15 protein-coding genes are annotated in these 24,387 nt (G+C 71.0%); 4 read left to right on the top strand and 11 right to left on the bottom strand.

From position 1 onward, the window contains the following. Nucleotides 1–57: 57 nt before the first annotated feature. Nucleotides 58–1,173: an STAS domain-containing protein gene (locus WMF39_RS15170; protein WP_437746222.1), complete on the bottom strand. Its 1,116-nt coding sequence runs from the start codon at nt 1,171–1,173 to the stop codon at nt 58–60. 247 nt (nt 1,174–1,420) lie between these two features. Between WMF39_RS15170 and WMF39_RS15165 the strand changes: the two genes are divergently transcribed. Continuing rightward, the gene (locus tag WMF39_RS15165) at nt 1,421–2,512 is read left to right on the top strand and encodes a serine hydrolase domain-containing protein (RefSeq protein ID WP_437746221.1); all 1,092 of its coding nucleotides are present in this window, start codon (nt 1,421–1,423) and stop codon (nt 2,510–2,512) included. On the opposite strand, the gene WMF39_RS15160 is transcribed toward WMF39_RS15165, so the two are convergent. Together WMF39_RS15160 and WMF39_RS15155 are read right to left on the bottom strand one after the other, a co-directional pair. Further along, nucleotides 2,496–3,251 (bottom strand): LytR/AlgR family response regulator transcription factor, encoded by a 756-nt coding sequence (locus WMF39_RS15160; protein ID WP_437746220.1) that lies wholly within the window; start codon nt 3,249–3,251, stop codon nt 2,496–2,498. The two genes, WMF39_RS15165 and WMF39_RS15160, sit on opposite strands and share 17 nt — an antisense overlap. Beyond that, nucleotides 3,248–4,282, bottom strand: coding sequence for a sensor histidine kinase (locus WMF39_RS15155; protein ID WP_437746219.1), 1,035 nt, complete (start codon nt 4,280–4,282; stop codon nt 3,248–3,250). Before WMF39_RS15155 ends, WMF39_RS15160 begins: the two co-directional genes overlap by 4 nt. A 211-nt stretch (nt 4,283–4,493) precedes the next feature. On the opposite strand from WMF39_RS15155, the gene WMF39_RS15150 reads away from it, so the two are divergent. Together WMF39_RS15150 and WMF39_RS15145 are read left to right on the top strand one after the other, a co-directional pair. After that, the gene (locus WMF39_RS15150; protein ID WP_437746218.1) at nt 4,494–6,011 is read left to right on the top strand and encodes a 3' terminal RNA ribose 2'-O-methyltransferase Hen1; all 1,518 of its coding nucleotides are present in this window, start codon (nt 4,494–4,496) and stop codon (nt 6,009–6,011) included. Then, entirely contained in the window at nt 6,008–8,575 is a 2,568-nt protein-coding gene (locus tag WMF39_RS15145) for a polynucleotide kinase-phosphatase (protein ID WP_437746217.1), read from the top strand. The genes WMF39_RS15150 and WMF39_RS15145 overlap by 4 nt, the downstream gene beginning before the upstream one ends. A 95-nt stretch (nt 8,576–8,670) precedes the next feature. On the opposite strand, the gene WMF39_RS15140 is transcribed toward WMF39_RS15145, so the two are convergent. From WMF39_RS15140 to WMF39_RS15110, 7 genes are all read right to left on the bottom strand, one after another. Beyond that, nucleotides 8,671–10,542 carry a cellulose binding domain-containing protein gene (locus WMF39_RS15140; protein WP_437746216.1) on the bottom strand — a complete coding sequence of 624 codons (1,872 nt, stop codon included), beginning with the start codon at nt 10,540–10,542 and terminating at the stop codon, nt 8,671–8,673. A 289-nt stretch (nt 10,543–10,831) separates the two neighbouring features. After that, a complete protein-coding gene (locus WMF39_RS15135; protein ID WP_437746215.1) occupies nt 10,832–12,376 on the bottom strand; it encodes a cellulose binding domain-containing protein in 1,545 nt (514 codons plus the stop codon). Nucleotides 12,377–12,952: 576 nt separating this feature from the next. Next, nucleotides 12,953–13,366, bottom strand: a complete 414-nt coding sequence (locus WMF39_RS15130; protein WP_437746214.1) for a hypothetical protein — start codon at nt 13,364–13,366, stop codon at nt 12,953–12,955. A gap of 428 nt (nt 13,367–13,794) precedes the next feature. Next, nucleotides 13,795–15,174 carry an MFS transporter gene (locus WMF39_RS15125; RefSeq protein WP_437746213.1) on the bottom strand — a complete coding sequence of 460 codons (1,380 nt, stop codon included), beginning with the start codon at nt 15,172–15,174 and terminating at the stop codon, nt 13,795–13,797. Between the two features lie 318 nt (nt 15,175–15,492). Continuing rightward, entirely contained in the window at nt 15,493–18,501 is a 3,009-nt protein-coding gene (locus WMF39_RS15120) for an ATP-binding protein (protein WP_437746212.1), read from the bottom strand. Next, nucleotides 18,498–18,782, bottom strand: a complete 285-nt coding sequence (locus tag WMF39_RS15115; protein WP_437746211.1) for a hypothetical protein — start codon at nt 18,780–18,782, stop codon at nt 18,498–18,500. The genes WMF39_RS15120 and WMF39_RS15115 overlap by 4 nt, the downstream gene beginning before the upstream one ends. 96 nt (nt 18,783–18,878) lie before the next feature. Further along, nucleotides 18,879–19,865, bottom strand: a complete 987-nt coding sequence (locus WMF39_RS15110) for a macrolide 2'-phosphotransferase (protein WP_437746210.1) — start codon at nt 19,863–19,865, stop codon at nt 18,879–18,881. A gap of 1,221 nt (nt 19,866–21,086) precedes the next feature. On the opposite strand from WMF39_RS15110, the gene WMF39_RS15105 reads away from it, so the two are divergent. Then, entirely contained in the window at nt 21,087–23,102 is a 2,016-nt protein-coding gene (locus WMF39_RS15105; RefSeq protein WP_437746209.1) for a hypothetical protein, read from the top strand. A 56-nt stretch (nt 23,103–23,158) separates the two neighbouring features. On the opposite strand, the gene WMF39_RS15100 is transcribed toward WMF39_RS15105, so the two are convergent. Beyond that, nucleotides 23,159–24,334, bottom strand: a complete 1,176-nt coding sequence (locus WMF39_RS15100; RefSeq protein WP_437746208.1) for a DTW domain-containing protein — start codon at nt 24,332–24,334, stop codon at nt 23,159–23,161. Between the last annotated feature and the right edge of the window lie 53 nt (nt 24,335–24,387).

Below are 24,387 nucleotides of genomic sequence, written 5' to 3'. Positions count from 1 at the left end.
GAGATCTTCGGGCGCGCAGCTCGCCGGTTGGGCCCGGCCCGCCACCGCCCGCCGTCTTCACACCGCTGCACGCTCGTCCGAGAGCGATTGGATGCACATCCGCAGCCCCTCGCGGAGGTTCCGCAGCGTGGTCACGGCGGACAGCTCGAGGCCGAGCGACGTGATCAGCGCGGCCACCGCGGGGCGCACGCCGGTGATGACCCCCTTGGCGCCGAGCAGCTCGACCGCGCGGATGATCCGGATCACGTGATCGGCGGTCTCGCCGTCGATGCTGTCCACGCCGGTCATGTCGAGGATCGCATAGCGGGAGCCTGTCCTGACGATGGCGTCGAGCAGCTCCTCGGTGATCACCCCGGCCCTCACCCCGTCGAGCGTGCCGATCAACGGGAGCGTCAGCACGCCGTCCCACACCTGGATGATCGGGGTGGCGAGCGCGCGGAGCTCGTGCTGCTGCCGCTCGATCAACGACAGCTTGTCGCGGAGCTCCTGCTCGGTCCGCTGGAGCTCCTCGGCGATGCGGGCGCGCTCCTCGACCTCGCGCTTCAGCTTGTGCAGCGCGATGGCCAGATCCGTCTTCGTCGCCCGCTCCTCGTCGAGCAGGTGCTGCAGCCGGTCCTCCAGGCTGGTCGTGGCGGGGCGCACCGTGAACTCGTCGTGGGCGTCGCCCCGGGCGGCGAACGACGTCTGCTCGACGTCGCACTCCTCCCCGAAGAGCCGGGTGCAGAACCCGGCCAGCTTGCCCGCGATCATGCTGCTGCCCCAGCAGACGTCGAGCTCCTTCTGGTAGACCGACTCCCACCCGTTCACCACGCGGAAGCGGGCCTCCTTCCGCTCCCGGTCCAGGGAGAGCACGTGCCACACGCCCCAGCCCGCCGTGGCCGCGCCGACGCCGAGCGCCTTGAAGCCCTCCTCGAACGTCGGATAGCCGGAGATGTAGGTCCAGTCGTCGTCGATGCTGAGCCGCCCGCCGCTCTCCACGGCGAGGTTGAAGCGCTCGGTCCCCGCCATCCGCTGGAAGCCGGACATCAGCCCAACCACGCTGCTCGGCAGGAACATCGACACCGAGGGGACGCCGGCCCAGGTGCACTGCCCGTTCTCGATATCCCACTCGATCGCCATCCCCCCGACGACGACGCGGATCTTCTTGTCCAGAAGCTCAGGGCTTGTGCTCATAAATTCTCCGAGTCCACGAGCGCACCCGCCCGCCTGCCGCAGTGTACCGGCTCGACCCGGCGCGCGTCGCCCTCGACGGGCGAGCCACGACTGGCCTCGGTCCGGCCAAGACGGCGCTCTGGGGCTCGGGACGCGCTGCCGCCGCCCCACGCGCTCGTCCCGCAGAACCCCCCGCTCGTGGCCGAGAACCTGGCGCTCGTCGGTTCGTCCCTGATCTTCGCGAGCTCGGCTGGCAGTCTGGCGCGGCATGAAACCAATCTCGCAATGGCTGATGGCAGCCGGCCTGGTCACGCTGGCTGTCCCACAAACTGGGTGCAGCGGGGAGTCGCCCGCACTTCCCGAGCGGGACGAGCTCCGCGAGGAGCTCGAGCGTCGCCTCTCGGACGCGGCCGCGGCCGGGTTCTCCGGGTCGGTGTTGGTCACGGTCGACGGGGCCGAGGTGCTCGCGAGCGGCTACGGCTTGGCGGATCGAGACAACAACATCCCCAATGTCGCCGGCACGGCGTACGACTTCGGCTCCGTGATGAAGGACCTGACCGCGACGGCCATCTTCAAGCTCGAAGGCGACGGCGCGCTCGCGGTCACCGACTCGCTCGCGACCCTCTTCGATGACGTACCGGCCGACAAGGCCGAGATCACGCTCGTTCAGATCCTCCAGCACCGCGCCGGGTTCGACGAGTACCACGACACGGAGGGTGACTTCGAGCCGATGACGCGGCTCGAAGCACGCCAGCGGATCTTCGCGCAGGAGCTGCTGTTCGAGCCGGGAAGCAACGAGGAATACTCCAACTCCGGCTACACGCTGCTCGCCGACGTCGTGGAGACCGTCTCGGGACGAGCGTTCACGGACTACGTGCGTGACGAGCTCTTCGCTCCCGCCCACATGCGACAGAGCGGGTTCTTCGGTGACCCGATCTGGGAGCAGGTCGACACCGCGATCGGATACGACGCCTCGACCTTCGGGGAGAACGACCCCGCCGGATGGCCGTACACCTGGTCGCTCGTCGGCAATGGCGGGCTGGTGACGACCGTCTCCGACCTCGAGCGCTGGCTGGTCGCGGTCTGGAAGGGGGAGGTGCTCGGTCCGGCCGCATTCGAGTCGTACGAGACCCATTACCTCTCGGGCGGCGCCCACGACCTGGAGGGCAAGACGGTCTACGCCGCGGCCGGCGCCGGGGACTATGGCCTTGGAGGGGTTGCGGTCGACTGCCCGGCGGCGAACACGCGCGTGATCCTCGGGACGAACACGTACGATGTGTTCGACATCGAGGGATTCGGGATCGAGCTGGCGAAGCTGGTCCTCTCGGCCGACAGAGGCGAGCTCAGTCGGGCAGAGTGATGCCGACGGTGTTCTCCAGGAGCCGCTGCCGGACCTCTCGCGCGCGATCGCGCGAGACGGGCACGCGGAGCCCTGGACCGACCTCGAGGATCAGCTCCCCGTCGAGCCGGCCGAGCCCGTGCACGTGCGCCGGAGCGACGAGCCAGTTGCGGTGCACGCGAAGGACACGGTCGCCCAGCGTGGCCCCGAGCGCGTTGAGCGAGAGGTCCACCGAGAACACGCCGTCGACGTGGTGGAGATAGGTGAGCCGCTCCGCCGCCTGAAACGCCAGCATGCCGTCGAGGTCCAGGAAGACCAGGCGGTCGTCTCTTCGCGCGACCAGGCGCGGGTTTCCTGCGCTCGGGGACGGCGCCCGGCGTCGCTCGAGGAGCCGCGCCACACACGTGGTGACGCGGTCGAGCGTGAACGGCTTGAGGAGATAGTCGACCGCGCCCATCTCGAACCCATCGAGCGCGTGCTGCGCCAGAGCGGTGGCGAGCACCACCGCCGGCGGGCTCGCGCGATCCGAGAGGGAGCGGGCGAAGTCGAGGCCCGACGTGTCTCCAGGGCGATCGACGAGGCGGATATCGACGAAGACGGCGTCGATGCCGACCTCGATGCGATCGAGCGCCTCTCGAGCCGCCTCGACGCTCGTCACCGCGGCGATGGTCCCGAAGCTCCCGGTATCGCGCAGCAGCTCCACGAGGAAGTTGCGCGCCGGCCACTCGTCCTCGACGACGAGAGCAGAGAGCTGTTTCATGCGGTCCTCCTGGGTAGCGTGACCTCCAGGCGCGTCCGGCCGGGCTTCGAGTCGATGCGCAGCGACGCGTCGGCCGATTCCAGGGCGACGCGGCGCCGCACCAGCGCGAGCCCCCGCCCCTCCGGCGGGACAGCGGCCAGGTCGAAGCCGGGGCCCTCGTCCTCGACGGCGCAGCGCAGGTGTCCTGCCTCCCCGGTGATCTGCAGGACGACACGGCCGCGCTCCCGTCGGCGCAGCGCGCCGTGGTGCACCGCGTTCTCCAGCAGGGGCTGAAGCAGCAGCACCGGGAGCACGCAGTCGTCCACCGAGGCGTCGACGTCCCATTCGAACGCGAGCCGCCCGAAGTGCCGAGACTCCAGGATGCGCGCGAAGCCCCGCAGCCAGCTCACCTCCTCGCGGACCGTGTGATGGGATCGCCGCGATCCCTGCATGATGTCCCTCAGCAGGTCGCCGAGCGTCGCGATCAGGGCGCGAGCCTCGGCCGGCTCTTCGGTCACCAGGCCGGCGATCGTGTTGAGCGTGTTCAACACGAAGTGAGGCTCGAGCGCAGCGCGGATGTGCGCGAGCTCGACCTCCTGGCGCAGCGCGCGCCGCTCGTGCTCGAGCCTCCGCTCGACGCCGATCTGTCGAGGCAGCTCGATCAGGAGGGCCCAGAAGCCGAACAAGGCGTCGCCGTCGAAGAAGCCCACGACGGCGGTGGCCACGAGCGGCCGTCGCGGTCCTTCCGGAAACACCTCGGGCAGCGCCGTGGCGACCAGGAAGAAGATGGTGTTGGTGATGGAGCTGGCGATCCCGGCGGTGAACGCGAGCACGACGAGCTGACGCCAGATCGGCGCGCGCTGCGGTTCGATGCGGCGCGCCACCAGCGTGAGCGCGCCGAGGACCGCCGCGACCCACACCGCGGTGCCCAGCCCGCGCCAGGGCTCGAAGCTTCCATGGTCGATCCAGTCGAGGAGCCAGAGCGCGGCCGTGGTGATCACCACGGCCTTGCCGACGTGGGCCTTTCCCTCGCTCGCGGGCTCCTGCGTCACCCGTTCAACGCTAGCAGCGCCGGGCCCCCGGTGTCGGGGAAGCCGCCTCCGTGCGGTCGCGCGCCGCTCGCGCGCGATCTCGCTCCATCGCCGGCCCCCGCGCGGCGACAGATCCCCTGTCTGCCGCGCTCGGGAGCGGCGCTCGCCGCGCGCGGGCGCACCGCGGCCGCGATTGTGGCGAGTCGCTCCGCTCACGTAGACTGCGGCCCCGATGCTCCTCACGCTCACCACCACGCACCGGCCGGCGACCGACCTCGGCTACCTGCTCGTCAAGAACCCTGCGAACACGCAGTCGTTCCCGCTGTCGTTCGGCAAGGCGCACGTGTTCTATCCGGAGGCGACCGAGGAGCGGTGCACCGCCGCGCTCCTGCTCGACGTCGATCCCGTGGACCTCGTGCGCGGGCGCGGCGCGGGCGAGCCCGGGACGCTCGCGCAGTACGTGAACGACCGGCCCTACGTCGCCTCGTCGTTCCTCTCCGTGGCGATCGCGCAGGTCTTCGGCTCGGCGCTCGGCGGCAAGTGCCGCGACCGCCCGGAGCTCGCGGACGCGCCGATCCCCCTCTCCGCCACGATCGAGGCGCTGCCGTGCCGCGGCGGAGAGGCGCTGCTCCGGCGGCTCTTCGAGCCGCTCGGCTACGAGGTCGCGGCCGAGCGCCTCCCGCTCGACGAGGCGTTCCCGGAGTGGGGCCAGAGCGCCTACCTGCGCGTCTCGCTCGCGAGGACGTGCCGGCTCAGGGAGCTGCTCGCGCACCTCTACGTGCTCGTGCCCGTGCTCGACGACAAGAAGCACTACTACGTGGGCGACGCCGAGGTCGACAACCTCCTCGCCAAGGGCAAGGGGTGGCTCGCGGAGCACCCGGAGCGCGAGGCGATCGCGCTCCGCTACCTGAAGCACAGCCGGCCGCTCTTCCGGGCCGCGCTCGCGCGGCTCGTGGCCGACGACGAGGCGAGCCCCGAGGAGGCCGAGGACGAGAAGGCCGCGCCCGAGGACCGGGGCGAGGCGCGGATCAGCCTCGACCAGGCGCGGCGCGAGGCCGTCGTCGCGGCGCTCCGCCGGGCCGAGGCGAGGAGCGTGCTCGACCTCGGCTGCGGCGAGGGCAAGCTGCTGAAGCGCCTCGTCGACGAGCGCGTGTTCGAGCGCGTCGCGGGCGCGGACGTCTCCGTGCGCAGCCTCGAGATCGCCAGGAACCGGCTGCGCCTCGACGACCTGCCCGACAAGCAGCGGCGGCGCATCCAGCTCTTCCAGGCGTCGGTCACCTACCGCGACGCGCGCTTCTCGGGCTACGACGCCGCGACCCTCGTCGAGGTCATCGAGCACGTGGACCTCTCGCGGCTCGGCGCGCTCACGCGCAGCGTCTTCGAGCACGCGCGGCCGCGCGTCGTCCTCGTGACCACCCCGAACTCCGAGTACAACGCGCTGTTCGAGGGGCTGCCGCGCGGCGCGCTCCGCCACGGCGACCACCGCTTCGAGTGGACGCGGGCCGAGTTCCACGCCTTCTGCGAGGGGGTCGCGGCCGCGCACGGCTACGCCGTCGAGCACCTGCCCATCGGCCCGATGGATCCGTCGCTCGGCGCGCCGACGCAGATGGCGATCTTCACGCGCGAGGGCAGCGCGGGCGGCACGAGCAGCGCGGGCGGCACGAGCGGCGCGGGCGGCGGAGAGGCCCAGGACGGCGGCGCGGGCGGCGCGGGTAGCGCCCTCGCGCAGGCGACGGAGGTGGCGTCATGAGCGAGCAGGCCCCCCTCATCGTCCCTTCCCTCTCGCTCGTCGTGCTCATCGGCGCGTCCGGCTCCGGCAAGAGCACGTTCGCGAGGGCGCACTTCAAGCCGACCGAGATCCTCTCGTCCGATTACTACCGCGGCGTCGTGTCCGACGACGAGAACGATCAGGCCGCCAGCGGGGCCGCCTTCGAGGTCCTGCACTTCATCGCGGGCAAGCGGCTCGCGTCGGGGCGGCTCGCCGTTGTCGACGCGACCAACGTGCAGGCGGACGCGCGCAGGCCGCTCGTCGCGCTCGCGCGCGAGCACCACGTGCTGCCGGTGGCCATCGTGCTCGACATGCCGGAGAAGCTCTGCCACGCGCGCAACGCCGGCCGGCCGGACCGGCAGTTCGGCCCGCACGTCGTGCGGGGCCAAAGCCGCGAGCTGCGCCGCTCGCTCAAGGAGCTCCGGCGCGAGGGCTTCCGCTACGTGCACGTGCTCTCCTCCCCCGAGGAGGTCGCGGCGGCCACGATCGAGCGGCAGCGCCTGTGGACCGATCGCCGCGACGAGCGCGGTCCGTTCGACATCATCGGCGACGTCCACGGCTGCTTCGACGAGCTGGTCGAGCTGCTCGAGGCGCTCGGCTACAAGCTGGAGGGGCTGCCGGACGCGCCGCGCGCGTCGCACCCCGAGGGCCGGCGCGCGATCTTCCTCGGCGACCTCGTGGACCGCGGGCCGCGCTCGCCCGACGTGCTGCGCCTCACGATGGCGATGGTCGAGTCGGGCGCCGCGCTCTGCGTGCCTGGCAACCACGACGTGAAGCTGCTGAAGAAGCTGCGCGGGCGCGACGTGAAGCCGACGCACGGGCTCGAGCGGACGCTCGAGCAGCTCGAGGCGGAGACGGACGCGTTCAAGGCGAAGGCGGCGGACTTCATCGACGGGCTCGTCAGCCACTACGTGCTCGACGACGGCAACCTCGCGGTCGCGCACGCGGGGGTGAAGGAGGCGTTCCAGGGCCGGGGCTCGGGCGCGGTGCGCGAGTTCTGCCTGTACGGCGAGACCACGGGCGAGACCGACGAGTACGGCCTGCCCGTGCGGTACAACTGGGCCTCGGAGTACCGCGGCAAGGCGATGGTGGTCTACGGCCACACGCCGACGACGGTGGCCGAGTGGGAGAACCGCACGATCTGCATCGACACGGGGTGCGTGTTCGGCGGCGCGCTCACGGCGCTCCGCTACCCGGAGCGCGAGCTGGTCGAGGTCAAGGCGCGCCGCGTGTACTACGAGCCCGTGAAGCCGCTCGCGCCGCTCGCGGGCGAGACGAAGGCCGAGCCGCGCGGGCAGGCCTACGACGTGCTCGACATCGACGACGTGCGCGGCCGGCGCGCGATCCGGACGCGGGTGCACGGCATGGTGACGATCCGCGAGGAGAACGCGGCGGCGGCGCTCGAGGCGATGAGCCGCTTCGCCGTGGATCCCCGGTGGCTCATCTACCTGCCGCCGACGATGTCGCCGAGCGAGACGGCGAAGGACGGGGGCCTGCTCGAGCACCCGCGCGAGGCGTTCGCGTACTTCCGGCAGAACGGCGTGGGCCGCGTCGTCTGCGAGGAGAAGCACATGGGGTCGCGCGCGGTGCTGGTCGTGTGCCGCGACGAGGCCGCGCGGCGGCGGAGGTTCCGCCTCGACGAGGGGCCGCTCGGCGTGTGCACGACGCGCACGGGCAGGCCGTTCTTCTCGGACGAGGCGCGGAGCCGGGAGCTCATCGACCGGGTGCGGGCGGCGATGGATCGGGCGGATCTGTGGGCCGAGCTGCGCACGGACTGGGTCTGCCTCGACGCGGAGCTCCTGCCCTGGTCGGCGAAGGCGCAGGATCTCCTGCGCGGCCAGTACGCCGCCGTGGGCTCGTCGGGCCGCGCGTCGCTCGACGCGGCGGTGCGGGCGCTCACGATGACCGCCGCGCGCGACGAGAGCGCGCGGGTGCTGCTCGAGCGGCACGCGGCCCGGAAGGCGGCGATGGACGGGTACGTGGCGGCCTACCGGCGTTACTGCTGGCCGGTGCGGTCGCTGGCGGACCTCCGGCTGGCGCCTTTCCACCTGCTCGCGAGCGAGGGCGCGGTGCACGCGGCGCGGGACCACGGCTTCCACCTGCGGCAGCTCGCGCGGCTCGCCGAGGTCGATCCGGCGTTCTTCGTGGAGACCCCGCACCGCGTTGTCGACCTCTCGGACCCGCAGAGCGAGGCGCAGGCGGTGGCCTTCTGGACGGAGATGGTCGAGCGCGGCGGCGAGGGCATGGTGGTCAAGTCGTGGGAGTGGGTGGTCCGCGGCCCGCGCGGGCTCGTCCAGCCGGCGATCAAGTGCCGCGGGCCGGAGTACCTGCGCATCATCTACGGGCCGGAGTACCTGGCGCCGCAGCACCTCGCGCGGCTGCGCCACCGCAGCGTGTCGGGGAAGCGCGCGCTCGCGCTGCGGGAGTACGCGCTCGGCCTGGAGGCGCTCCACCGCTTCGTGGAGGGCGAGCCGCTCCATCGCGTGCACGAGTGTGTGTTCGGGGTGCTGGCGTTGGAGAGCGAGCCGGTCGATCCGCGGCTGTGACGGGGGTCGGCCAGACGTCTGGCGATGAATAGCCAGACGTCTGGCCGTCGAGCTCGGCGGCGACGATCCCGAGGGAGGCGCCGCGCCGGCGAGGCTCAGGGCACGGCCATCTCGAACGCCACCGCGTAGTTCGGCTGCGCGGTCCCCGTCATCGAGCCGACGAAGGGATCGGAGTCGCGCAGCTGCCCCGAGCGCCACGTCCGCCCCGAGAACGCCGTGCCGTCGCTGGTCATGGCGTAGCCGACCCAGACGCCCGTCGCGGGGAGATCGCTCCCGACCGTGATGCGCACCGTGTCGCCCGAGATCGCGACGGAGCTGATCGGGATCCTGGTGCTCGCCGTGCGGACCTCGAAGCCGCGCCCTTGCGCCCACTCGGTGAGCGCGCTCTGGTGCGGCGCGGGGAGCGAGCTGTCCCAGGCGAGCGGCGGCACGGGCACGTGGAAGTGCACCGTGATCACGCGACCGCTGCGCTCGACCCGCGTCGGCTGGAGCGGCTGCCAGTCACGGCCCTGCACGACCTTCTCGCTATAGATCTGCCCGAGCTTCTCGCCGAGCCGCTCGTAGCCGATCGCGGTCATGTGGATGTTGTCGCTCGCGTACGGGTACTGGTACTTCGGCCCCGAGCAGATGATGTCGCCCGGGCGGTCGATCCCGGCCTGCCACTGCGCGAGCGTGGCTGCCGACCGCTGGTTCGAGCCGCTCGGATAGGCGTGCTGCTGGGACACGAACATCGGGATCGACCGGGTCTGCCCGGTCAGCGGCTTGAGATCGGCGTTGTAGTCGGACCAGAGCTTGATGAGGTCGTTCTTGTAGCTGGAGCTGCCCGCGTCCGACTCGCCGTGGGTGATCACGATCGCGCCGACGCCGTACGTCTTGCCTGCCGCGCCGGCGAGGCGGGCGATGGCGGCGGCCTCGAACAGCGACGCCGCGTAGGCCCGACCCGTCGAGCCGGTGTCGGCGGCGCCCTTCCGGATGACCGACATGGCCTGTCCGCTCTCGCCGACGACGGTGTGAACGCTGATGTAATCGCCGCCCGTCGCTGCCTGCACCAGCGCCGTGATCTGGTCCCCCATGGCCGTGTGCGGGGACTCGCCATAGATGTTGCGCGGATACGCGCTCGGGTAGCCCGTGGCCAGCGCGCGGATGGGCTCGACGAGCGGCACCATCGAGAGCGAGCCGTTCCTCGGATCGAAGGGCGGCACGGAGGCATTGCCCAGCGAGAGCTTGAGGTTGTGACGGCGCTGGGTGGTCGCCCTGGCCGGCGTCCCCTGCGCCCCGACCGACAGGCTCTGACCGGTCCCGATGATGCCGGCCCAGTCCCAGCCAGGGCCCGCGCCTCCGCCGCCCGAGCCGCCGCTGCCGCCTGAGCCGCCGCTGCCGCCTGCGCCTCCGCTGCCGCCCGCGCCGCCTCCGCCAGAGCTGGCCGAGGAGCTGCTGCTGGAGCTGCTCGAAGCGCTGCTGCTCGAGCTGCTCGAAGCGCTGCTGGAGCTGCTCGAGGCGCTGCTGGAGCTCGCCGACGTCGAGCCGCCGTTCCCGTTGCCGTTGACCGACGTGATCGAGGGCTTCCCCGTGCCGTTCGCGCAGAACCCCCAGGTCGTCGACGCTCCTGCTCCCGTCGACGCTGCTCCCAGCGAGCCGTTGTAGCTCTCGTTGGTGGCGTTCAGCTGCCCGTTCGACTGCGTGATCCGCGCGTTCCACGAGCTGGACAGCGTCGCGCCGTTGAGCGCGATCGCGAGGCCCCAGGACGTGCTCGGCTTGGAGCTCGCGTTCCTCACGGTCACGTTGGCGCAGTACCCCGTCGACCACTGCGACTGGTACGACAGCTCCGCCGACATCGTCCCGTCCGAGCTGAGCAGTTCGCCCTCCAGCGACAGGATCTCTTCGTCGTCCGGAGACGCGGCGATGCAGGCGGCCAGGCAGCAAGCGATCGAGACTGAGCCCCAGCTCAGCAAGCTAGCAAAGCGCATGAATTTTCTCCTGAAAGCGGCCGAACGGGCCGCAAGCAAACTCCCCAAGATACCACGTTGGAACCGCGGAGGACACAGAGCTCCTTCGCGGGGGGCAGGGAATTCCCCCCAACCACCGAGTCGCGCTCTCGTCTGTGCCTTCTGCGCCTCGTTGATTCCTTCTCTCACGAGGCCAGGAACGAGCTACAGCCGCTCGGCGACAGAGCGCTCCGCGGCTGACTCGGGTCCGGGCTGCTCGGGCCGCGCGGGGCGCGGCGGGAGGGGGCCCGCGGGGCGCGGGCCCGCTTCGTCACGGCGACAGCGTCACGGACTTCGCGTCGAGCGCGACTTCGTAGTAGCCGTGCGGATTCCAGCTCAGCGGAACGCCGTTCTGCTTGAGCGTGCCGCCGGCGACCGTCACGCGCAGGTACTTGCCCGGCGGGAAGTTGGCGGGGAGCTGCCACGTGTAGGTCGTCGCGCCGCCGGACGTCGAGGTGGTGGCGGAGGAGACCGCCTTCTGGCCGCGCCAGTAAGCACCGACGTTGACCACGCTGTCGAGCCACATGTCGCCGAGCGCCTTCGAGTGCTTGACGTGATCGACGAAGGCCTGGAGCCCGATGGGCTGATAAGCGCCGTCGGAGCCGCCGGTGAAGCCGTGCACCAGGACGGTGCGCCACTTCTTGGCGTCCCGCGCGCTCGTGACCTGCTGGTCCAGCACCGTCGTGGAGGCGCCGGTCGGGGGGATGTAGCAGGGCAGCGTGAACGGATCGGTCGAGTCGTTCGGTCCGATGAGGTTGTTGGCCACGCCCCGGTTGATGAGGAAGCGCGTCCTGGCGATGCTCGAGTACACGGAAGAGCCGTTCGGCGCCGCCATCGTCCACACCTTGGTCCCGAACCTGCTCTCGATGAACTGCGTCGCGGCGTCCGTATCGGAGCCGCTGTCGTTGCTCGAGTGGCTCTTCGTGTGGTTGCCGAGCTCGTGCCCGTCGCTCAGCGCCCTTTGCCACACCGAATTGGTCGATTCGGTCTTGCCGGTCTGGAGGTAGAAGGTGAAGGGAACGTCGAGCGCGTTCAGCGTGTCGTAGTTCTGGATCTGGCTCGAGTTCGAGTCGTCGAACGTATACGACACGGCGCCCGTGAAGCCGGCCCAGTTGATGACCCTGAACCCGCCGGCCGCGCCGGACGGCTTCGCCACGTTGCTGGGGCCTGGGGGCGTCGGAAGGCCGGAATTGACCACCGGGCCTCCACCGCTGCCGCCCGCGCCTCCGCCGCCTGAGCCTCCGCTGCCGCCCGCGCCGCCTGCGCCAGAGCTGGCCGAGGAGCTGCTGCTGGAGCTGCTCGAAGCGCTGCTGGAGCTGCTCGAGGCGCTGCTGGAGCTGCTCGAGGCGCTGCTGGAGCTCGCCGACGTCGAGCCGCCGTTCCCGTTGCCGTTGACCGACGTGATCGAGGGCTTCCCCGTGCCGTTCGCGCAGAACCCCCAGGTCGTCGACGCGCCCGCTCCCGTCGACGCTGCTCCCAGCGAGCCGTTGTAGCTCTCGTTGGTGGCGTTCAGCTGCCCGTTCGACTGCGTGATCCGCGCGTTCCACGAGCTGGACAGCGTCGCGCCGTTGAGCGCGATCGAGAGGCCCCAGGACGTGCTCGGCTTGGAGCTCGCGTTCCTCACGGTCACGTTGGCGCAGTACCCCGTCGACCACTGCGACTGGTACGACAGCTCCGCCGACATCGTCCCGTCCGAGCTGAGCAGCTCGCCCTCCAGCGACAGGATCTCTTCGTCGTCCGGAGACGCGGCGATGCAGGCGGCCAGGCAGCAAGCGATCGAAACCGAGCCGAAGCTCAGCAAGCTAGCAAAGCGCATGAATTTTCTCCCAGGAGCGGCCGGAGGGACCGCAAGCAATATCGGTAAGATGCCACGCCGACGCGCCGCGCGCAAAGCATATGACACGGCGCGATCAACCTATCTTTGTTTCGTGTTCCGCTTCGTGTTCCGCTTCGTGTTCCGCTTCGTGTTCCGCTTCGTGGTCCCCCGATTTTCGATTTCCCATTCTCGATGCCGACCAGCGACCCTTCGATCACACCACGTACCGAGTCAAGAACAATTGATCTCTCAGCCCGCGACGGATCAAACACCATACTGTAGTTCAATGTAACGAAGCAGCACAGGGCACATCGGCGAGCCCACAGCCATCAGTGGCAACGAAACTATTCATCGACGCGATTCGTCGACATCACGTCTCCCATGGCCACCCGGGTTCCTTGAAGAGAAGCTATTTGAACCACAGGCGCACAGAGCACACGGATGCTCCTCTGTGCCCTCGCTGCCTCTGTGGTTCGTGCGCGACATCAGGGCCGCGCATCGAGTGATGCGGTAACAGAGCACCCCTCAGCCGAATCGGGCCTGGGCGTCCCGCTACCAGGCCTGCGTGAACGATGTTCACGTCCAGGTCGTCTCGTTGCCGGACGTGTCGCTCGTCGCCTCCGCGAGCACCTTCTGACCGACCCAGTAGGCCCCGACGCCGACCATCGTGTCGATCCACACGTCATTCAGCCCTTTGGCGAGCTTCATGCTATCGGTGATGCTCGCGAGCTCGACGTCGGCGTACAAGTGATCCTCGGTCGGCAGGATCGTGTGGAACAGGAAGTTGAGCCACTTGCCGTCCGACCTCGCCGAGTCGATGGCCGTGTTGAACGGCTCGGCGGTCTCGCCCCCGTTCGCCATCATCGTCGGGAGGTTCCACGGGTCCGAGTTGTCGTCCGGGCCGACCGTCCCGCCCTGGACGCCGCGGTTCTGGAAGAACCGTGACTTCGCTGGCTCGTTCCAGCCCGCGTCGCCGAAGGGAGAGGCCATCGTCCAGACGTCGCTCTCGCCGTAGTTCGAGACGAGATCGCGCTGCCGTGAGCCCGATTGGTATGTTGCTGTCCTGCCGCGCGGGAGCTCGGTTTGTGATGGCGGGGCACACCGGCGTGCCACTCTACGGGCTGACGAATCCCCTCAGCTTGTCGGCATTTTCAGCGGACAATTGAACAGGGAGGCGGGGAGACAGGGAGATCGGTGGGATTCCACTCCCCTCCTCCCCGCCTCCCTGTGAATTTTTCCGGGATTTCGAGGGAGGTTTCAGCTCTACGGGCTCATCCGCGTCGTTCGGCTCGCTGCGGCGTACCTTCGTATGCCTCCGCTTCATTGCCTGACGGCTGAGCCCGTATCCCGCGAATCTGCAAGGAGCACGAGGCGGCGGACGGCGCGCGAGCAGCGCTCCGTCCGCCGGGAGATCGCCGTCAAGCCGGGCGATCGAGCTCGTCCCAGAGGCGCACGTCGCTGCGCTCTTTCAGGAAGATCCCGCCGACGACAACGGTGATGAGCGCCACCGCGATCGGATAGAGGAGCCCCGCGTAGATGTTGCCCGTCGCGACCGTCACCGACGAGGCGATGAGCGGCAAGAGCCCGCCGAACACGCCGTTGCCGACGTGGTACGGGATCGAGAGCGACGTGTAACGCACCTTCGCAGGGAAGGCCTCGACGAGGTAGGCCGCGATCGGGCCGTAAACCATCGTGACGAACAGCACGAGCACGAACACGAGCGCGGTGAGCACGACCGGGTTGTCCGCGTTCTGCTTCATCGCCCAGAACACGGGGAAGAAGCCGATCGCGCCGCACAGGTTGCCCGCGAGCATGATCTTCTTCCGGCCGATGCGATCCGAGAGCGCGCCGAAGAACACGAAGAACGGCATGCCGAGGGCGAGCGCGGAGGCGATCACGATCGTGGCCGTGATGAACGGGACCTTGAGCGTGTTCTGCAGGAAGTAGAGGGCATAGAACTGCCCCGTGTACCAGACCACGCCTTGGCCGGCCGTGGCGCCGAAGAGGGCGATCAGGATGACCTTCCAGTTGCGCTTGTTGCCGAGGCTGTCCTTGATGGGAGCGGTCGACGTCTTCCCCGCGGCCTTGAGCTTGCTGAAGATCGGCGACTCCTTGAGGCGGGCACGCACGTAGAAGGACACGCCGACGAGGAGGACCGACAGGAGGAACGGGATGCGCCAGCCCCAGTCCTTGAAGGCCTCCTCGCCCACGAGGAGGCGGGTGCTGAGGATCACCGCCAGCGAGACGAACAGACCGAGCGTCGCCGTGATCTGGATGAACGAGGTGTAGAAGCCGCGCTTCTCGTCGGGCGCATGCTCGGCGACGTACACCGCCGCGCCGCCGTACTCGCCCCCGAGCGCGAGGCCCTGAACGAGGCGGATCAGGACGAGCGCGATCGGGGCGAGGAGCCCGATCTTGTCGTACGTCGGCAAGAAGCCGATGAGCGCCGTCGCGCCGCCCATGAGCAGCAGCGTCACGAGGAACGCGTACTTCCGACCAACGATATCGCCGATGCGCCCGAACACGAGCGCGCCGAACGGGCGGACGACGAAGCCCGTGGCGAACGTGCCGAGCGTCAGGAGGAAGGCCGCCGTCGGGTTGTCCTTCGGGAAGAAGTGGCTCGAGATGATCGCGGCAAGACTCCCGAAGATATAGAAGTCGTACCACTCGATCATCGTGCCGCCAGCGGACGCGAAGATGACCTTCCAGAGCGTGGAGCTGCTGACAACCTCACGCTCGGCCGCGGGGGCCGGGCTCGTGGGCGTCACGGCGAAGGTTTGGGGAGACGTCTGTGCCATGAGAACGGTTCCTCGGAGGAGCTCCAGCGCTTGTCGAGAGGGCCGGAGACGGGCTTGGAGGCGCGCCGAGCGGAAAGAGGCAGCCAGGGTGTTCTTCATGGCTCCTCCTACCCCGCACGCGAGGGAGGAGGAGGGGCCGGGCAGCGTGTGGGTCGATGCCCTGTCACCCCCGGCTCGCGGAATGCTGCTCTCTTTGATCTGAATATCACGCAAGCAGCCTTGAGAATACCTGTTCGTCCACGGGGCAAGCACGTTGGCGGGCTCGTTCGGCGACGTCTCGTTACGATCGGTAACACCCGACGTCCCGCGCCGACCGCTTCACCCCGCGCCCGCGAGCGGCAGCCGGACGACGACCGTCGTCCCCCGCCCCACCGCGCTCCGCAGCGTGAGGGCGCCGCCGTGATCCTCGACGATCGAGCGCGAGAGCGGCAAGCCGAGCCCCGTGCCGCTCGGGTCGCGCTTCGTCGTCACGAACGGCTCCAGCACCGCGGCGAGGAGCTCCTCGGGGATGCCGCTGCCGTGGTCCTCGACCTCGACCACGATCTGGTCCGCCTCGATCCACCCTCGGACGGCGATGAGCGCGCCGGCCTCGGACGCGTCGCGGGCGTTCGCGAGCAGGTTGACGAAGACCTGGACGAGCTCGCGCCGGTCGCCGATGACGACGAGCGACTCGGGGCAGGCCTGATCCACCCGGACGTGGGGCGCCGCGCGATCGAGCCGGATGAGCCGCACGGCCTCGGCGACCACCTCGGCGAGCGCCACGCGCCCGACCCGCGCGCGCGCGCCCTCGCCGGGCTTCGGCACGGCGCCGGTGCGGCTGTGGTCGAGCAGGGAGCGCAGGATGGCCTCGATGCGCGCCGCCTCGCCGAGGATGAGGCCCGCCCGCGCGCGGATCTCGTCGCTGTCGGACTCGGCGCGGAGGTTCTGCGCGAGGCAGGCGATGCCGGTGAGCGGGTTGCCGACCTCGTGGGCCACGCCGGCGGCGAGGCGGCCGAGCTGGGCGAGGCGGTCGCGGTGGGCGAGCTGCGCCTCGAGCGCGCGCTGCTCGGTGCGGTCCTCGACGAGGAGGACCACGCCCCCCGAGGCGGCGCGCGCGTCGAGCGGGTCGAGCGCGGCGCGGTGGACGCGCAGCGAGCGCGCGCGGCCGGCCACGTGCGCCTCGATCTCGTCCGCGCCGGCCTCGCCCGCCGAGGCGGCGCGGGCGGCGCGCGCGAACAGCTCCGCGAACGGGGCCGGCAGCCGGTCGAGCGGCGCCCCGACGAGGTCGCGCTCCTCGGCGCCGACGAGCGCCTCGAGGCGCCGGTTCACGAGGCTGATCGCGCCGTCGGAGCCCACGGCGCAGACGCCGAGGGGGAGCTGCGCGAGCACCGAGCGGAGCCAGCGCCGCAGCAGGTCGAGCTCCTTTGCGGCGCCGACGAACGTCGTCGTGGCCTCCCCGCGCGCGAGGCGCCGCTCCAGCCAGCGGAGCTCCTCGGTCAGCGCGCCGCTCGCCGCTCTGCTGCTGAACGCCCCGGGGGCGGCCTGCGCGTCCGCCTCCGCGACGGTCCTCGCGAGCACCGGGCCGACGAGCGGCGACAGGTTGCGGTGCAGGCGCTCCTGCAGCGCGTGGAGCTCCGTGGGCCGCGTCTCGTCGCGCGGGATGTCGAGCTCGATCCGGGCGCGCGTGACCTCGAGCGCGGCCGCCTCGCGGCCGAGCAGCCGCGCGAGCCGCTCCTCCAGCGCGCCCACGCTCGAGGCCACGGTCGCGCGCTCGACCGACGGGCCGATCTCGCGGCGCGTGCACAGGCGCGCCGCCTCGCGCTCCTCCTCGGCCGGGGGGCGCAGGAGCGAGACGAGCCCGAGCGTGGTGCCGTTGACGGCGAGCGACACGAACGTGGGCAGCGACCAGGTGTCCATGGCCGCCGCGTGCGCAGCGGGGCCGGCCTGCCCCGCGCCCTCGCGCAGGAGATCGAGCCACCCCGGGTCGAGCCCGGACAGCTCGGGCAGGAAGGGCGCGAGGCAGGTGGCGGTCCACGTGCCGATGCCGGCGAGGAGCCCGGCGAGGAACCCGGCGCGCGTCGCGCGCTCCCAGAAGAGCGCGGCGAGCAGCCCCGGCAGGAACTGCGCGAAGGCCACGAACGACACGATGCCGCTCTCGACGAGCAGCCCGCGGTGCGGCTGCGCGCGGTGGAAGAGCCACCCGCCGGCGAGGATGACGATCAGGAGCCCGCGGCGGAGCCACAGCACGCGCGCGTAGACGTTGCGGCGCAGCGTCCTCCGGGCGAGCGGCAGGAGCAGGTGCGTGGCGCTCGTGCTCGCGAGGGCGACGGCCGTGACCATGACCATGGCGCTCGCCGCGGAGATGCCGCCGATGAACGCGGCGAGCGCGAGCCAGCCCTGGCCGAGCAGCTGCGGCACGAGCAGCACGTAGCTGTCGGCGGGCTCGGCCGGCGCGAGGCGGGTCCCGGCCCAGAGGACGGGCAGGACGGGCAGGTTGAGCGCGAGCAGGAAGAGCGGGAAGGCCCAGGCCGCCTTGGCGAGCGCGCGGTCGCCGGCGCCGCCCGCGAACGCCATGTGCCACTGCCTCGGCAGCAGGAAGGCGGCGGCGAAGCTGATGACGAGCATCGACGTCCAGCCGCTGTCCTCGCGCACGGGGCGGCCGAGCGCCTCGACCTCGGCGGCGTGATCGCCGAGCCAGTCCGCGAGCCCGCCCGCCCCGCCGAAGGCCCCGAGCACGGCGACGAGGCCCACGGCCACGAGCACGGCGAGCTTCGCCGCCGACTCGAACGCGACCGCCGCCGCGAGGCCGTCCTCCCGCCCCTGCTCGGCGGCCGGGCGGGCGCCGAAGAACGCCGTGAAGAGCGTAAGCAGCGCCCAGAAGACGGCGCCCACGGCCTCCTCGTGCCCGGGCCCGGAGAGCACGCGGACCGACTGCTCGGTCGCGCGGAACTGCTGCGCGACGTAGGGCACGCTGGCGACGACGGAGAAGGCGGCGACGACCGCCCCCGCCGCGGGGCTCTGGAAGCGGAAGGCGAAGAGGTCGGCGAGCGAGGAGAGGCGCTGCTCGCGCGTGATCCGAAGGACGCGCGACCAGAGGAGCGGGGTGGCGATGCACGCGAGCGTCGGGCCGAGGTAGACCGCGAGAAAGACGAGGCCGTGGCGCTGCGCGAAGCCGACGCCGCCGTAGTAGGTCCACGATGAGGCGTAGACGCCGAGCGACAGGGCGAGGACGAGCGGGTGACGCGCGAGCGCGCGGGGGATCCGCTCGCGCTGCGCGGCGAGCGCGATCGCGGCGAGCACGGCGAGCCAGGCCACCGTGGCGAAGAGGAGGACGCCGACGTCGATCACGGCGGGCCTCGATCACCGGCGCCGGGCGCCGGGTCGCCGCGCTCGCGCTCGGCGCGGGCGTGATCGCCGTTTGGTAGGTCGCCGCGGTCGCCGCGGTCGGAGCGCGTCGCGAGCAGGGCGAGCGCGATCAGCGCGGCCCAGACCGCGAAGACAGCGGCCACCGCGAGCAGGCCTCGGGCCCAGAGCAGCCGCGCCGGCGACACGAGCAGCACCGTGCCCAGCAGCATGAGCACGAGCGCGCGATCCGCCGCGCCGGCATCCGCGCCGTGTCCTCCGGTCATGCGGAGAGGCTACTCAGGGCCGCAGCGGCTGAACATGCGCTGGCCCACAATGCAACGCGTCATTTCAGTGGATGATGGGGTGCGACGAGCCGGCGCTCACCCGCTCTCGGCCACGATCCCTGCGAGCAGGTTGCGCGCGTGGGCGATCACGCCCTCGTCGCCGGACTCGACGCCCCACTTCGCCGCGATCGCGGGGAACGCCGCCCAGCGCTCGCCGGCGTGGGCCGCGAGGCCCGGCCACGTCGTGCCGCCGGCCGCCTCGAAGCGCGCGATGCACGCGTCGAGCGCGGCCTTGCCGAAGGCGCCGACGAAGAGCGCGAAATCGACCGAGGGATCGCCGATGTGGGCCTCGGTCCAGTCCAGGATCCCCGTGAGCCGGCCGCCCTCGTCGAGGAGCATGTGGCCGGGGTGGAGATCGCCGTGCACGAGGGCGAGGTCGCGCGGCCAGATCGCGTCGTTCGCGAGCCAGCGCTGCCACCGGGCCCACAGCGCCTCCGGCGGCGCCAGCGCGGCGCGCGACTCGTCCATGGCCCGCGCGTGGAGCTGGCGCGCGTCGTCGATGGACTTCACGGGGACGCCCGCCGAGCGGGCCGCCGCCGCGTCCACGCGCTGGAGCGCCGCGAGCGCCTCGGCCACCGACGCGATGAACACCTCGGACGGCGCCGCCGGATCGACGCGGCTCCAGCGCGGGCCCGCCTCGGGATCGAAGGAGACGGCGGGCACGTCGCCGAGGCGCGGATAGGCGATCACGTGGTCGGTGTGCACGCGCCAGTCCGGCACGGCCACCGGCAAGCGCGGGGCTACCAGGGCCAGCACGCGGGCTTCGACGCGGGCCGACGCGACCTCCGCGAGGCGGCGCGGCGTGCGCACGACCCACGGTATGCCGTCCTCGTCGTGGGCGTGCACGACGAGAAAGGCGAGCCCGCTCCGGTCGAAGTCGGCGTGGGACGTGACGAGACGGAGCCCCTCGCGGCGCGCCGCATCGAGGAGCGCGCCGACGGAGTCGATGGGCGCGAAGGAGGAAGGAACCGTGGACGGGGTGTTGGAAGGAGCCGTGGACGGGGTATTGGTACGTTCGGTCATGATCGCGAGCCTCTCCGCGCGTCGCCGGTACAGGCGGCGGCGCGCGTGCATGGGGAAGACTCGCGGCGCGAGCTCACGACCGGCCAGGCGCGCGTTTCGTGCGCCTCCCAGGCTTCCGGGCGTGAGACTCCGCGCCCCGGTCCTCCACGTTGCGGGGGAAGACAGGGCACGGACAGGCACCCGCGCGCTCGCCGCATAGCTCCGGCCGCGCCGGGGCTACAGGGAGGACGAGGATGCCGAGCTCAGCGCAGCCGGGAGAATGCCATGACCGGAGCATCTCACGCGCCGGCCGGCGCCGCAACGGCGTTCAGGGCGGCTCCTCCGCGTCGCCACCGCGCTCCTCCTCTGCTGCGCAAGCGCTCGCAAGAGCTCTCCGAGGCGGCGGCGCGGCTCGCCATAGAGACTCGCCGTAGAGAATCGAGCCGACGCGATGTCCTCTTGCTCGACCTGAACCGTCCTACCGAGGGCCTCGGTCGCCGCAACGCGGACGCCTGGCGGCGACGGCGAGCGAGGTGGGCGGCTCGTCGCAAGCGGAGCACGGCGGAGGAAGACTACATTCTATGGCGCGAAGCCCATGCGCCCAGTCGCGCACGCTGAAGCTCTTCACGTTGCCGTGTCAACATGCGCGGTGTTATCGCTTGCTCAGGGGAATAGTCCGTCGAGCCTTCCATCGAAGCGCACGTAATTCTCACAAAATCAACTTCATCGATGCTCTACAGCGGTTTCCGCCCACCTCTGCACCATGCAGAGCAGAGCGGCGGTCTCCCGCACAGGAGACGGGCCCAGATCGGCGTTTTCGGCGCGCAAGCGCACTCCAGTGCGCTGAGCACCGAAAACGTCGAGGTGGGCCCGTCTCCGAAGCGGGTGACCGTCGCTCTAACGAAGAGGGCCGAACAATACCGGATCAGGCCAGGCACCCGAGGTGGGTGCAGCGCTGGGCGCCACATTGAATACGGGGCCTTGTCGAGATCGTGCGATCGATGGGCAGACCCTTCCCTGGCAGCCCAGGCGCACCTTAAAATCCGCAGCCTTATGCCCGTCGTCGGTCGCGAAGACCGCCGATGCGCGAGGGACCGTCGTCACGAGCCTGATCGCCGCAGCCAACAGGATCGCCAGGCCGCCTGCGAATCGCCAGCGACCCTCCGGATCGTCGCCGCTCGGCGCCTCGCCGGGGTGCACAGCAAGGGGAACAGCATCATGAGATGGATATCGAGAACATTCGTGCAAGAAACGATCGCCGTTGCGCTCGCGCTCGCGTCACACGCGTGCGACATGGAGAAGAGCGACGGAGACGCCGCCGGGACGACGGGTGCCATCCACGCGGCGCTCGCGGTCCGCGGCGCGCGACACGACGTCACGGCGATCCACTACAAGGTCGTCGACGCCGGCAGCACATGCGGCGACGCGCCCCTCGCGGAGGCGACCAGCGCCCTGGAGCCCGAGGCGCTCCCTGGCAGCGTGCTCCCCGCGAGCTCGGGGACTCACGCGGGGGCCGACGGCGTGTTCCTGCTGCCTCCCGGCAACTACCGCGTTTGCGCGACACCGATGAGCGACGCTGCGCCGTCGAGCGAGTGCGCTCCCACCGAGGGGACGGCGTACGTCGCCGCCGAAGCCACGACCGAGGTCCTGCTCGTGTCCCAGTGCGTCGGGGGCGCGAACGGCGGCCTCGACACGGTGGTCGCGCTGAACGACCCGCCGAGGATCAACGATCTCGACATCGCGCCCAGCAAGTTCATCTCCCGGTGCGAGACGGCCACGATCACCGTGGGCGCCGAGGATCCCGACGGCGACCCGATCTCCTTTGCCTGGTCGATCACCATGAGCCCGGCCGGATCCTCCCCGGTCCTTCAGGCGACCGGCGCCGCCAGCGGCTTCTCGACGGACATGCCGGGCGGCTACCAGGTTCAGGTCACGGTCTCCGACGTGTATGCCGCGTCGAGCTCGCTGACCTTTCCCGTCCACGTGTCGGCCGAGGACTGCAGCTGTACGTGCCCCGAGGGCTTCACGCAGCTCCCTGACGGCGACTGCGCGACGAGCTACGACATCGACGACGCGAGCGCCCTCATCAACCAGGACATGGACTGTGATGGGCTCGACGTACACCGGAGAGACGGGTGCAATAGCATGCCCTACGGTTTCCGGTGGACCGATGCCGGCGGCGCGCTCGGCCCCGTGCAGAGGATCGATGTCGAGCTCGAGAACGGCATGACCTGCTACCCGGGCAGTCGGTCGGTCTCGTTCAACGGCGCCACGATCGGGAGCTTCGACACCATCGGCACGTGCAGCTGCGACCCGGTCCACGGCCTCATCTCGCTGCCGGACGTGGGATTCGGCACCTATAACCAGGGCGACTACAACGCCGTCCTGATCCACGGGCCGAGCTGTGAGGGCCTGAGCCGGAGCGACGCGCTCGGCGGCGCGTTCGCGCGCGTCACCGTGACCTACAGCTGCGAAGGCGGCGCGGGTGGACCCACGTGCGCGCCTCCCGACATCGCCTGCGTCGATCCGAGCGGGGACACCGTCTGTGTGGATCCGAGCTTCCACCGAGCCCACTGCGGGAGCTGCGGCAATGTGTGCAGCGGGCAGTGCGTGGACGGCGTGTGCACCGACGCCAGCGCCGACCGCGTGCTCATCGCGGGGGTGTCCCTCATCCCAGGCTGGAACGACGACGTACGGGCGGAGCTCGCTCGCACCGGCGCGTTCTCGGCGGTCGATGTCTACGACATCGGAGAGGCGACGCCGACCGTGGAAGAGCTTCAAGCCTACGACGCGGTCCTCGTCTATGCGTATGGCTTCCCGCAGGATGGCGGTGCCCTGGGCGAAAATCTGGCCTCGTACTTCGATGGCGGTGGCAGAGTCGTGGTCGCGAACTGGGTCAGCGGCAACACCATCCTCGGCGAGCGCTGGGAATCCGAAGGCTTTGCACTCCTGGATCCCATCGGGATGCAAACGTTCACGGAGACGGCTCCTCTGGGCATCAACGAGCCCGGGAGCCCTCTGGTCGCCGGCGTGACGTCGCTCAGGGCGGCCAATGCTCCCCTGGGCAGCGGCGGCCCCATCAACGGCGGCGTCGTCGTCGCGACGTGGGGCAGCGGCGTGCCGTTGATCCTACGCGGCTTCAAGGACGGCCGCGCGCACGTGGAGCTCAATATGCTCCCGGTCTCCAGGGCGTCGAGGGACGGCTTCTGGGTCGGTGACGGCGCCGAGATCATGAGAAACGCGCTGCTGTTCAAGTAGTCACCAGGCTTACGTGGGCCGACCACAATTTGTGGTGGTAGCGAGTCTCCATGTCGTCAGGCGCTTCCCCCGGGGCCCTCCTGGCTGTCTGATGCCGTGTCCTCCGCCGCGAGGTCGAGCAGGCGCGCGAGGACGACCTCGATCCACCCCACCGTGCGCCCGCACCGCCCGCTGCCCCGCGCTGTCGGCTCGGCGGCCCGGAGCGCCTGCGCCCCGTTGGAGATGCCGCCGGGCCGCCGCCCGAGGTGCCGCGCGCAGAGGTCGCGCAGGTCGAGGCTCGGCGGGCGCCCGAGGCCCTCCTGCGCGAGCAGGTCCACCGTGAAGGAGCCCCAGGTGCCCAGCACGCCGCGATCGCCGACGAAGGCGCGGAAGCGGCTCAGGGCCGCGCCGGCGTCCTCGCCGCCCCGCAGGCGGTCCTCGGGCACCTCGAGCTGGTGCGCGACGCTCGGGCCCAGCGGCCGCCGCGGGCGCAGGAACGCCTCGAAGCGCTCGCCCGACGCGCGGAAGGCCACGAGGTGCACGAGCTCGGACGTCGGCTCGTCCGCGCCGGCGCCCGCCGGCCAGCCGGAGCTGGCCCCGCCGTCGACGAGCACCACCCTCGCCGGCTCGGCGAGGTAGGGGCGCAGCGGCGCGAGCGGCGAGGCCGCCTGCGCGCGCCGCCGTCGCGGGGCGTTGCTCCTCGCCTGGTGCTCGATCTGCCGGTCGACCATGAACGTGAAGGCCCGCAGCATCTCGTCGAAGCGCGCGGGCTCGCCCTCGAGCGCGGCCAGCGCGCTGGCCACCGCCTCGACCGTGGCGAGGCACTCGGGCCGGGGCTCCTTGCGGATGCGGTAGTTGCCCGGCGCGCGGGGCGTCACGCCGATGCGCCGCACCGAGGCCAGGCGCGGGTTCAGCGCGAGCATCTTCCTCGCCTGCCACCACGTGCCGTCGACCACGATGAGCGAGCGCACCGGCGCCCCGCCCGCCGCAGGCGCGTCGCCCCCGGGGAAGAGCACGGCCGTGGTCGGATCGCTCGCGAGGGCGGCGATCCGGGCGTCGTCCTCGAAGACCACCCCCTCGTGCAGCTCGGAGTTGGGAAGCGCCAGGTGGGCCATGCGCGCCGTGCCGATGCCAACCTTCCGCTCGCGCGGGTGCTGGAGGAGCACGACCCGGGTCCTCGTCGGCAAGGAAGGCAGGAGCGCGCAATAGCAGACCGGACGGGGGCGCCGGCAGCGCCAGCAGACGTCGCGCATGGGAGGCCCCTTGTACCGCGTCACCGCTGCTGCTGCGATCGTCGTCGCCAGCG

Source organism: Sorangium sp. So ce1504, from assembly GCF_051521635.1.
Classification (GTDB): Bacteria; Myxococcota_A; Polyangia; order Polyangiales; family Polyangiaceae; genus Sorangium; species Sorangium cellulosum_B.
The sequence above is the reverse complement of the archived record's forward strand: the minus strand, read 5'-3'. Positions and strand labels throughout refer to the sequence as shown.

Bases quoted from the DNA above. Each gene is read 5' to 3' on its own strand.
- WMF39_RS15150 (WP_437746218.1), top strand. From the start codon at position 4,494: ATGCTCCTCACGCTCACCACCACGCACCGGCCGGCGACCGACCTCGGC.
- WMF39_RS15125 (WP_437746213.1), bottom strand. From the start codon at position 15,174: ATGGCACAGACGTCTCCCCAAACCTTCGCCGTGACGCCCACGAGCCCG.
- WMF39_RS15100 (WP_437746208.1), bottom strand. From the start codon at position 24,334: ATGCGCGACGTCTGCTGGCGCTGCCGGCGCCCCCGTCCGGTCTGCTAT.
- WMF39_RS15130 (WP_437746214.1), bottom strand. From the start codon at position 13,366: ATGGCCTCTCCCTTCGGCGACGCGGGCTGGAACGAGCCAGCGAAGTCA.
- WMF39_RS15170 (WP_437746222.1), bottom strand. From the start codon at position 1,173: ATGAGCACAAGCCCTGAGCTTCTGGACAAGAAGATCCGCGTCGTCGTC.
- WMF39_RS15145 (WP_437746217.1), top strand. From the start codon at position 6,008: ATGAGCGAGCAGGCCCCCCTCATCGTCCCTTCCCTCTCGCTCGTCGTG.
- WMF39_RS15135 (WP_437746215.1), bottom strand. From the start codon at position 12,376: ATGCGCTTTGCTAGCTTGCTGAGCTTCGGCTCGGTTTCGATCGCTTGC.
- WMF39_RS15165 (WP_437746221.1), top strand. From the start codon at position 1,421: ATGAAACCAATCTCGCAATGGCTGATGGCAGCCGGCCTGGTCACGCTG.
- WMF39_RS15140 (WP_437746216.1), bottom strand. From the start codon at position 10,542: ATGCGCTTTGCTAGCTTGCTGAGCTGGGGCTCAGTCTCGATCGCTTGC.
- WMF39_RS15160 (WP_437746220.1), bottom strand. From the start codon at position 3,251: ATGAAACAGCTCTCTGCTCTCGTCGTCGAGGACGAGTGGCCGGCGCGC.
- WMF39_RS15110 (WP_437746210.1), bottom strand. From the start codon at position 19,865: ATGACCGAACGTACCAATACCCCGTCCACGGCTCCTTCCAACACCCCG.
- WMF39_RS15115 (WP_437746211.1), bottom strand. From the start codon at position 18,782: ATGACCGGAGGACACGGCGCGGATGCCGGCGCGGCGGATCGCGCGCTC.